Annotated in this window: 10 protein-coding genes; 4 read left to right on the top strand and 6 right to left on the bottom strand. The window is 60.4% G+C overall.

The window, feature by feature from the left end; translation table 11 throughout:
- Positions 1–3: 3 nt before the first annotated feature.
- The 5 genes from AC1DIS_RS05015 to AC1DIS_RS05035 all read right to left on the bottom strand — a co-directional run bounded on the left by AC1DIS_RS05015 (position 4) and on the right by AC1DIS_RS05035 (position 4476).
- Positions 4–231 carry an MbtH family protein gene (locus AC1DIS_RS05015; RefSeq protein ID WP_007934245.1) on the bottom strand — a complete coding sequence of 76 codons (228 nt, stop codon included), beginning with the start codon at positions 229–231 and terminating at the stop codon, positions 4–6.
- 81 nt (positions 232–312) lie between these two features.
- Positions 313–1725 (bottom strand): diaminobutyrate--2-oxoglutarate transaminase, encoded by a 1413-nt coding sequence (locus tag AC1DIS_RS05020; protein ID WP_477745511.1) that lies wholly within the window; start codon positions 1723–1725, stop codon positions 313–315.
- Between the two features lie 134 nt (positions 1726–1859).
- A complete protein-coding gene (locus AC1DIS_RS05025) occupies positions 1860–2345 on the bottom strand; it encodes a GNAT family N-acetyltransferase (protein ID WP_064616788.1) in 486 nt (161 codons plus the stop codon).
- Between the two features lie 128 nt (positions 2346–2473).
- Positions 2474–3799 carry an ATP-binding protein gene (locus tag AC1DIS_RS05030; protein ID WP_477743425.1) on the bottom strand — a complete coding sequence of 442 codons (1326 nt, stop codon included), beginning with the start codon at positions 3797–3799 and terminating at the stop codon, positions 2474–2476.
- Positions 3796–4476, bottom strand: a complete 681-nt coding sequence (locus AC1DIS_RS05035) for a response regulator (protein ID WP_018929974.1) — start codon at positions 4474–4476, stop codon at positions 3796–3798. Before AC1DIS_RS05035 ends, AC1DIS_RS05030 begins: the two co-directional genes overlap by 4 nt.
- A gap of 327 nt (positions 4477–4803) precedes the next feature.
- Between AC1DIS_RS05035 and AC1DIS_RS05040 the strand changes: the two genes are divergently transcribed.
- From AC1DIS_RS05040 to dsbG, 4 genes are all read left to right on the top strand, one after another.
- Complete coding sequence (locus AC1DIS_RS05040) at positions 4804–5577, top strand: hypothetical protein (RefSeq protein ID WP_477743426.1); 774 nt, start codon at positions 4804–4806, stop codon at positions 5575–5577.
- Between the two features lie 121 nt (positions 5578–5698).
- A complete protein-coding gene (dsbD, locus tag AC1DIS_RS05045; RefSeq protein WP_477743427.1) occupies positions 5699–7432 on the top strand; it encodes a protein-disulfide reductase DsbD in 1734 nt (577 codons plus the stop codon).
- Entirely contained in the window at positions 7432–8298 is an 867-nt protein-coding gene (locus tag AC1DIS_RS05050; protein WP_111454993.1) for a TlpA disulfide reductase family protein, read from the top strand. Before dsbD ends, AC1DIS_RS05050 begins: the two co-directional genes overlap by 1 nt.
- Positions 8274–9041, top strand: coding sequence for a thiol:disulfide interchange protein DsbG (gene dsbG, locus AC1DIS_RS05055; RefSeq protein WP_018929978.1), 768 nt, complete (start codon positions 8274–8276; stop codon positions 9039–9041). Before AC1DIS_RS05050 ends, dsbG begins: the two co-directional genes overlap by 25 nt.
- Positions 9042–9108: 67 nt before the next feature.
- Here dsbG and AC1DIS_RS05060 read toward each other — a convergent pair whose 3' ends face one another.
- The gene (locus AC1DIS_RS05060; protein WP_477743428.1) at positions 9109–9933 is read right to left on the bottom strand and encodes an alpha/beta fold hydrolase; all 825 of its coding nucleotides are present in this window, start codon (positions 9931–9933) and stop codon (positions 9109–9111) included.
- Positions 9934–9941 lie beyond the last annotated feature (8 nt).

Consider the following 9941-nt stretch of genomic DNA (forward strand, 5'->3'; position numbering starts at 1 on the left):
GACTCAGTGAGCCACGGCCGCCTGCTCTTCCATTTTCTGGCGCAGGCTCAGTGGACGCATGTCAGTCCAGACCTCTTCGATGTAGGCCAGGCATTCCTTTTTCAGGCCGCTCTTGCCCACGGTGCGCCAGCCTTGTGGCACGGCTTTGTAGTCGGGCCAGATCGAGTATTGCTCTTCGTGGTTGACCACGACCTGAAAGAGGATGTCCTCGCGGTCGAATACTGACGTCATGCTGTCTCTCCATCGCTATAGGGTGGGCTGCACACCGCGCGCAGCCGTTATGTAGAAGGAACGTTAAAGGCGCTGAAAAATTTAGAGGCTGGCGACGGCTGCGGCCATGGCCCTGCCGAAAATGTCGGCTACCCGATCGATTTCGGCAGCGGTGATCACCAACGGCGGCAGGAAACGCACGACACCGCCATGACGCCCGCCCAGCTCGAGGATTAACCCACGCTTGAGACATTCGCGCTGCACCAACGACGCCAGACGACCGAATACCGGTGGATGGCCTTGAGCGTCCGGCGCACCAGCCGGGTCGACCAATTCGACACCCAGCATCAAGCCACGTCCGCGAATGTCGCCCAGCTGCGGGAAGTCCCGCTGCAGGATGTGCAGGTGTTCGCTCAAGCGCTCGCCCATGGTGGCGGCGTGTTCGCAAACCTTGTGTTCGGTCAGGTAGCGCATCACCGCAGAGCCTGCGGCCATGGCCATCTGATTACCGCGGAAGGTTCCGGCATGGGCGCCCGGCAGCCAGGTGTCGAGCCAATCGCGATAGACCACCACCGCCAGTGGCAGGCTGCCGCCGATGGCCTTGGACATCACCACCACGTCCGGAATGATTCCGGCGTGCTCGAAGGCGAACATCTTGCCGGTGCGGGCAAAGCCGCTCTGAATCTCATCGACGATCAGCGCCACGCCGACCTGCTCGGTGATGCGCCGCAAACCGCGCAGCCAGTCGAGATCGGCCGGAATCACCCCGCCCTCGCCCTGCACCACTTCGACGATCACCGCAGCCGGCAGTTGCACGCCAGCCTCTGGATCGTTCAGCAGGTTCTCCAGGTAATTCAGGTTGACCTGCACTCCCTGCACACCACCGAGACCGAACGGGCAACGGTAATCGTAGGGATACGGCATGAACTGCACGCCATTGCCGAGCAAGGCACCCAACGGCTTTTTCGGTCCCAGACTGCCCATCAGGCTCAGCGCGCCCTGACTCATGCCGTGGTAACCGCCCTGGAACGACAAGACGGTGCTGCGCTCGGTGGCGGTACGCACCAGCTTCAGCGCGGCTTCCACGGCATCGGTGCCGGTGGGGCCACAGAACTGAATCTTCGCTTCAGCGGCCAATGCCGGCGGCAGCAGGCCGAACAGGTCCTGGACAAACCGGTCCTTGACCGGCGTGGTCAGGTCGAGGGTGTGCAGCGGCAGTTCATCGCTCAGCACTTGCTGGATCGCTTCGATCACCACCGGATGGTTGTGCCCCAGGGCCAGGGTCCCGGCACCGGCCAGGCAATCGATGAAACAACGGCCTTCGACGTCTTCGACATAAATGCCCTTGGCACGCTTGAGTGCCAGGGGTATGCGTCGCGGGTAGCTGCGGGCGTTCGATTCCTGTTGGCTCTGACGGGCCAGCAGCGGCGATTCGTTGAACTGATAAAGCGTCTCGGCAGGCGTCGGGGCAATCCGGGCCGGCTGATCTTCGATAAGGCTGGTAGCGACTGACATCTCTCGACCCCTGTTGATAGTGACCAAAACTGCACACCGGGCAGGTGCGCATTCCGTTCACGGGGCGCACTTGCAGGTTTTCCTGTTCTGGAAACGCATCAAGGGCTCGAGGATTTAGACCCTCGATCAGCTTTCTATGAAGGTGGTGGCAGCGCCTTGTGCATGGGAATGGCGTGGAGCCCCGCCACCGTGAAAGCTTCAGCGCAAGCCCGGTAACCCAGGCGGTGGTAAAACGCTTCGCCAGTGCGCGTGCTGTTGAGACGTACCTGGGGCAAACCCTGAGCAATCAACCACGTCTCCAGATCATGCACCAGCGCTTGTCCGGCGCCCCGTCGAAACCATTCCGGTTGCACGTAACAAAACGCAACCTTGCCACTGATCGCCGCCATGGCGACGCCGACCGGTTTGTCTTGCAACAGGGCGATGTTCAGGTACAACCGCGGGTCGTTCAGCCAGGGCTGCACGTGTTCGATGGTTTTGTTGTGGGTCCAGGTGGCGACGGTTCGCGGGTCGTTACGGTGGTCAAGCGCGCAGCCGACGCGAATGGAGCGCTCGACGATCCGGCTGATGATGCCGGCGTCGGCAGACGTTGCCTTGCAGATGTGTATCGATGCAGTCATGGCGCTGTTACCTCAATCCATTGAGTCAAAGCTGCCGGGGACGATAACGCCGTGGGGGCCGGGAGGCCAACGGAGAGACGTTACATTTGGTGTGCGACGGCATAGACACCCTGTGGGAGCGGTGTCTGTTAGACAGGTTGCAACGGCATCGTCAATTCAACCCGCAAGCCATCCGGCCGGCTGTCGAAATGCAGGGTACAGCCACAGCGCTGGACGATGGCCTGGACAATCGCCAGGCCGAGGCCGCAACCGGTGCTTTGGCCATTGCGCCAGAAGCGTTGGGTCAGGTGTTGCAAGTCGTCTTCGGCAATTCCCGGACCGTGGTCGCGCACCAGAAAGTACACGCGATTGCCATTGGTTTCCAGGCTCAGCTCCACCGCCCTATCGCCCGGCGTGTGGCGCAGGGCGTTGTCGAGCAAGTTGCGTAATGCAGCAATCGACAGCACTGCGGGCATTTGCAGCGGCGCATCGGAGAATCTGGCCGGCACCTGAAACTTGATCCGCTGACGATCGCCGCTGGCCGCATCCTGTATCGCCAGTTTCGCCACCTGCTCAGCGCTGCACTGCACGCCATCATCGAACGACAAGCTGCCCTCGACGCGCGCCAGCAGCAGCAATTGTTCAAGGGTACGGTGCAGGCGGTCGGCGCCCTCTTCAGCCCGGGCCAGGGACTGATCCCGCGCGGCACCGTCGGTCATGCGCGCCACTTGCAGGTGGGTTTTGATCGCAGTCAGCGGGCTACGCAATTCGTGCGCCGCATCACCGGTCAGGCGTCGTTCACGCTCGATGGTCTTGCCGATGCGCTGGAACAACTGATTCTGGGTTTCCAGCAGCGGTTGCAATTCGCTGGGCAACGGCTGGATCTGCAATGGTTCCAGAGAATCGGCGCTACGCCGCATCAACGCATCGCGCATACGATTGAGCGGTGCCAGCCCCTGACCGATGCCGAGCCACAACAGGCACAGGCAGCCAAGCAGCGCCACGCCGACGGGCACCGAAGCCGCCAGCAGAATGGACATGTTCAGCGCTTCACGCTCGATCTGCCGGTCGGCGGTGGTGATGCGCACATCGCCCCGCGCCAGGGTGAAACTGCGCCATGGCGCGCCGTCGATAATCTGATCGTGGAAGCCCATTTTCTCGGCTTCCAGCGCTTGCTCGGGGTTGCTGTGGCTGCGGGCCAGAATCTCGCCGCGCAACGAGCTGACCTGACAGGCCATGCCGCCGGGGATATTCAGTTGTTCAGCGCTGAAATGGGTGCCCTCGCCCTTGCTCGGCAATGCCGGCAGTTGCTCCAGTAACCCGGCGACCATCCGCGCCGAGGCAACCAGCCGCTGGTCGAGGGAAAACATCATCTGGTTGCGCAGATCGCTGAGCATCCAGGCGGCGGCCAGGGCCCAGATCAGCGCAAATGCGGCGCCGAGGGTCAGGCTCAGGCGCAAACGCAGGCTCATCACTTCGATTCTTCTCCGCCATCGGCCGGCCCCAGGCGATAGCCCAGGCCACGCACCGTCTCGACAATGCCATTGCCGAGTTTACGCCGCAGGTGATGGATATGGACGTTAAGGGCGTTGCTTTCCAGCTCATCGTTGAAACCGTAGACGCTGTCTTTCAGTTGCTCGGTTGAGAGTACGCGACCACGGTTGTGCAGCAAGGCTTGCAACAGCGATTGCTCGCGACGGGAAAGGTCCACCGGCTGACCGCCCAGCATGGTTTCGCGGCTGCTCGGATCGTAGGTCAAACGACCGTGCTCGATCAGGTTGACGCTGCGCCCCGCCACTCGTCGCAGCAAGGTGTGCAGGCGCGCTGCCAGTTCGCGCAGGTCAAAAGGCTTGAGCAAATAATCGTCGGCCCCGGCCTGCAAACCGTCGACGCGATCGGTGACCGAATCCCGCGCCGTGAGAATCAACACCGGAATCTCCAGGCCACTGTGACGCAACTGCTGCAACAGCTTCAGGCCATCCTCATCGGGAAGGCCAAGGTCGAGCACCATGACATCGAACTCAGCCACCTTGAGCATCGCCCGGGCAGCCGACGCGGTGGCGACGTGCTCGACGGTCAGGCCTTGCGCGGTCAGGCCGGCAACAATACCGCTGGCGATCAGCTCATCGTCTTCGCAAACCAGTACATGCATGGGAGCCCCCAGGACAAATAAAGCGAGTGAAGCAGCTGAGGATTAAGCCGCAATTATGGCAAGGCCCGCCGCTGACGAGAAGCAGCGCTTCCCACGCAGGCGTCGCGACCGCTAAGCGACGAAGTTGAAAGTGAAGTTCGCTGTTAATGCATGGCCGAACGCCTGCGCACATGTCGTTTCAAACCGAAACATATTCCATCCTGAAAACAGGACCACAGCGTAAAACATCACGCTACCCTAGCACGGCTCCACTCCAGGCCAATCATTACCTGGAAGAAAGTCATTTAAGACCCGAACCATACTTAATTATCTGAAAGGAATCAGATCATGCCGACACTTAAAAACATCGTGACCGTCGATTGGCGTTCCGGAAAAGACAAGATCTACTTCATCTTCAAAGACACCGATACTTATTCCCGCTTTGATATTCCCGATAACAAGGTCTCTGATGGATACCCCTGGCCGATTAAAGGAAACTGGGGGACGTTGGAAAACCACATGAAAAACCTACGGTTTGGATTTACGACCACGGGCATAACGCTTGATCGTCCCATGGACTCTTCTGACCTCGATATCCTTTGGCTTTTCTATTACGAGCGCACTACGCCGATGGTCTGTGCCTACAATCAGGATACCGATGCGGTAATGCAGACCCGCAAGGTTGAAGACACTAAATGGAAGCTGCTGTTGCCTCACTTTGATCGAATCGTTGCAGGGACATGGTGGCAAGTAAGTCGCCCCTCACTCTTTCGATTCATCATGAATGACGGGAACTCCCTCTATCTGGATTTGGACGAGGATCCCAACCGGGACCGCGGCTATATCGGTGGCAAACTTGACGACGACCTCCCTCCCCCTGTTGTGACCCCGGTCCAGTCACTGAGGACAGAGCCCATTACAGAGGCTACCTGGCCCGGTCTTGCTCCCTACAAAGACCGGATCATTACAGCGGTGCAAAACGATCGGACTTTCGCCGACAGTTATTACTATATCTTTCTGACTGACAATCAGTTTCTGACTTACAACATTCAGGAAAATCGCCTGGTTTCCGGTCCGCATACGGTCGACAGCCAATCCTGGCCAGGCCTGTTGCGCAACTGAAGTTTCAAGCCGTAGTGGCTGCCTTCTGACGGGGCAAGCGGGCGGTACCGGCGGCGGTTAATCATCGGTTAATCGCCGCCACCCATTGTGCAGTCAACTTGCACAGGGATAAGGCTTACCCATGCGTCGACTGTTTCTATTTTTTGTTCTCTTGATCTCGGGTGCGGCCCAGGCAGGGATAAATCCGTTCGACACCAAACCTGAATTCTTGCCAGTGGAAAAGGCCTTTGCCTTTACCTCCGAACGCCTCGAATCAGGTGAAACACAGCTCTATTGGCAGATTACCGACGGTTATTACCTTTATCAGAAACGCCTGAATTTCGAAGGTTTGTCTGCGCAACAGCACCCGGTATTACCTGACGGCGAAGCACACAGCGATGAGTTCTTCGGCGAACAAGAGGTTTATCGCCAAGGCCTGGAGCTGAAGATTCCGGCGGGAGCCACCGGTCAGATCAAGGTGGGTTTCCAGGGGTGTGCCGATGCCGGTTTGTGTTATCCGCCGCAAACCCAGATCGTGGACCTGGGCGGCAAGGCTACTGCATCTGCGGCCAGCGAAGCGCCGGACCAAGCCTTGGCCAGCGGCCTGCAACAACGTGCGCTGGGCTGGAGCTTGTTGGTGTTCTTTGGTCTGGGCCTGTTGCTGGCCTTCACCCCTTGCTCGTTGCCGATGCTGCCGATTCTGGCGGGGTTGATCGTTGGCAGTGGTGCCACGCCCAAACGCGGTTTTGCCCTCGCCGGCAGTTATGTGATCAGCATGGCGCTGGTGTATGCGGCGATGGGTGTTCTGGCGGCGTCGCTTGGCGCGAACCTTCAAGCGCTGTTGCAGAATCCATGGCTGTTGGGCAGCTTTGCGGCGGTGTTCGTGCTGCTGGCCTTGCCGATGTTCGGTTTTTTTGAACTGCAATTGCCGGTGGCCGTGCGGGATCGGCTGGAACATGTTTCACGCAGCCAGCGCGGTGGCAACCTGATGGGCGCCGGTGTGCTGGGGGCCTTGTCCGGTCTGTTGGTGGGACCGTGCATGACTGCCCCATTGGCCGGCGCCCTGCTCTATATCGCCCAGAGCGGCAATGCGCTGCACGGCGGGTTGATTCTGTTCGCCCTGGGCATCGGCATCGGTGTGCCGCTGTTGCTGCTGGTCACCGTCGGCAATCGCTTCCTGCCTAAACCTGGCGCCTGGATGAACCTGCTCAAGGGTGTGTTCGGTTTCCTGTTTCTCGCCACGGCTTTGCTGATGCTGCGTCCGGTGCTGGATGAATCGCTGTGGCTCGGTTTGTGCGGTGGTTTGCTGCTGATCGCCGCCTACAGCGCCTGGAAGCAGTCCCAGGGGTTTGGCCGCGTTGCCCACCTGTTCGGCGCCAGTTCGCTGCTCTTGGGTTTATGGGGCAGCCTGCTGGTAGTCGGTGCGGCGGGCGGCAGTGACGATCCGTATCAGCCGTTGCAGGTGTACAGCGCCGGTCGTACCGGCACTGTCTCGCCGAGCGCTCACGATGCATTCACGACGATCAAGGAGCCCGCGTCCCTGCAACGTGAGCTCGACGCCGCCAAGGCCCAGGGCCAATGGGTGCTGCTGGACTATTACGCCGACTGGTGTGTGTCGTGCAAAGTCATGGAAAAACAGGTCTTCGGCAAACCTCAGGTACTGGATGCGCTGAGCGATGTGCGCTTGCTACGGCTGGACGTCACCGCCGACAATGCCGCCAGCCGCGAACTGCTCGGCCGTTATAAAGTGCCGGGGCCGCCGAGCCTGTTGTGGATCGGCACCGACGGCGAAGAGCGTCGCAGCCAGCGCATCACCGGCGAGGTCGATGCCGGCACTTTCCTGCAACGCTGGACCACCACCCGAGACGCTCGTTAATGCTGACCTTTACCCTCGGCACCTTTGCCATCGCGCTTAACCATTTGCTGCTGATCAGTGCCCTGGCGCTGGCGACGTTTGTCGGCTGGCGGGTGGCCAAGCGTGGCGGCGAGAACCCGGAATCGGTGCTGTTCAGCCTGTTCCTGCTGGGCATGCTGGCGGCCCGGGTCGGCTTCGTGATTGCCTACTGGGCACAGTATCGCAACGATCCGTGGCAGATCATCGACCTGCGCGACGGTGGTTTTCTCGCCTGGCCGGGGGTGGTCGTGCTCTTGCTGGCGGCGTTGTACCGCGGCTGGCGTCAACCGGGCCTGCGTCGGCCATTGGGCTTTGGCGTGGCCAGCGGCCTGGTGTTCTGGCTGCTGGCGAGTTTCTCCCTGAGTATTTACGAACAAGGCACGCGCCTGCCGCAGATCACCCTGCGCAATGCCGCCGGCCAGACCATCCAACTCAGCGACTACCAGGGTGGCCCGTTGGTCATCAACCTCTGGGCCACCTGGTGCCCGCCGTGCCGCCGGGAAATGCCGGTGCTGGAGAACGCCCAGCAACAGCGCCCGGACCTGACCTTCCTGTTCGTCAACCAGAGCGAAAGCATGCAGAGCGTCGCCACTTTCCTCGAAACCCAGGGCCTGAGCCTGACCAACGTGCTGTTCGATGGCAGCGGTCGATTGAGCCATGCCGTGGGTTCCATGGCATTGCCGACTACGCTGTTCTATAGCCCCAACGGGTATCTGTTGGGCAGTCACCTGGGTGAGTTGTCGGAAGCCAGCCTGGCCCGCGCCCTGGAACACTTCGACACCCCGAACCCGGCCACCTCGGCCACGCCTTCAAGGAAATTGCCATGCTCCGCCTCCGCCACCTGCTGACACTGACCCTGGGTGCTGCCCTGCTGCACCTGCCGTCGGTACAGGCCGAAGAACTGCCTGAAGCGATCAAGAAGATCGAAGCCAAGGGCGCCAAAATCGTCGGTACCTTCGACGCGCCCGACGGCCTGCGCGGTTACGCGGCGCAGTACCAGAACCGCGGTATGACGCTGTACCTGACCCCGGACGGCAAACATGTGCTGCTCGGCAATCTGTACGACGCCGACGGCAATGACCTGAGCAGCGCACCGTTGCAGAAACTGGTCTACGCGCCGATGGCCAAGGAAGTCTGGGGCAAGATGGAAGCAAGCAGCTGGATCGGTGACGGCAATAAGGACGCACCACGGGTCGTCTACCTGTTCAGCGACCCGAACTGCCCGTACTGCAACATGTTCTGGGAACAGGCACGGCCGTGGGTCCAGGCCGGCAAGGTGCAGCTGCGGCACATCATGGTCGGTATCATTCGCGAAGACAGCCCCGGCAAATCCGCCGCGCTGCTGGCCGCCAAGGACCCGCAGAAAGCCCTGGAAGAACACGAGAAATCCGGCAAGGGCAGCTCGCTCAAGGCCTTGAAGGACGTACCACCGGCGGTTCAGGCGAAACTGGCGGCGAACATGAAGTTGATGGAAGACCTGGAACTGGCCGCCACCCCGGCGATTTTCTACATGGATGAAAAGGGCCAGTTGCAACAACAGCAAGGCGCGCCGTCGCCGGACAAGTTGCTGAAGATTCTCGGGCCCAAATAAAGATCAAAAAATCGCAGCCTTCGCCCTACGCGCCTGTGGGCAATACCGAAGGCTGCGATCTTTTTAATCAAGCGCTACACGGATTTCTGTCGGCCAGAAACTTGAGCAGCACCTCAGTGACAAACTCGGGGTTCTCCAGACTGGAGATATGCCCCGCCTCCGGCACCAGCACATACGGGCAACCGATCAACTCAGCCATTTCTCTGGTTTCCGACGGCGGCCGCGGTTTGTCCTGATCGCCACACATCAACAGTGTGGTTTCAGGGTTCATCTGAGCCAGGCGCGGCAACAAATCATCACGACTAAACGTGATCCGTCCCATCGGCACGATGCTTTCACGCAGCCGGTTGACTGGCAATGCAGCCAGCCTGGCGCGGAAATCCTGATACAAAGCCGATTGCGGATCGATGCCCGGACGGAAGAAGATCGGCACAATAATGTCGAGCAGTTGCGGCGAGATCTCACCGCTGTCTTCGATCTGTTTGAACAGCGAGAAGTAATACTGACGAGTCGGTTCCGGTTCGACACCAACGTAAGTATCCATCAGCACCAGCCCGTTGAGCCGCTGCGGCGCCGACAGTGCCAGGCGAACGCCCCACATGCCACCGACCGAAAGACCGACCAGCGTGACGCGATCGATGTCCAGATGATCGAGTAATGCCAGTGCCTGACGCGCCACGTCATCCAGCGACGTCATGCCCTCGGGCATCCGCCCGGATTCGCCATGGCCCCAGAGGTCCAGTGCAATGACCCGATAGCGCTGCGACAGCGCCGCAATCTGCGGTGCCCACATGGCCTGGTCCCACAGGTAGCTCCCGGCCAGCAATACCGCCGGGCCCGTGCCTTGATCTATGTAGTGAAGCGCTTGTCCATCAACCGTTACGAAGGGCATCGACTGTC

The organism is Pseudomonas sp. 05N433 (assembly GCF_056396925.1).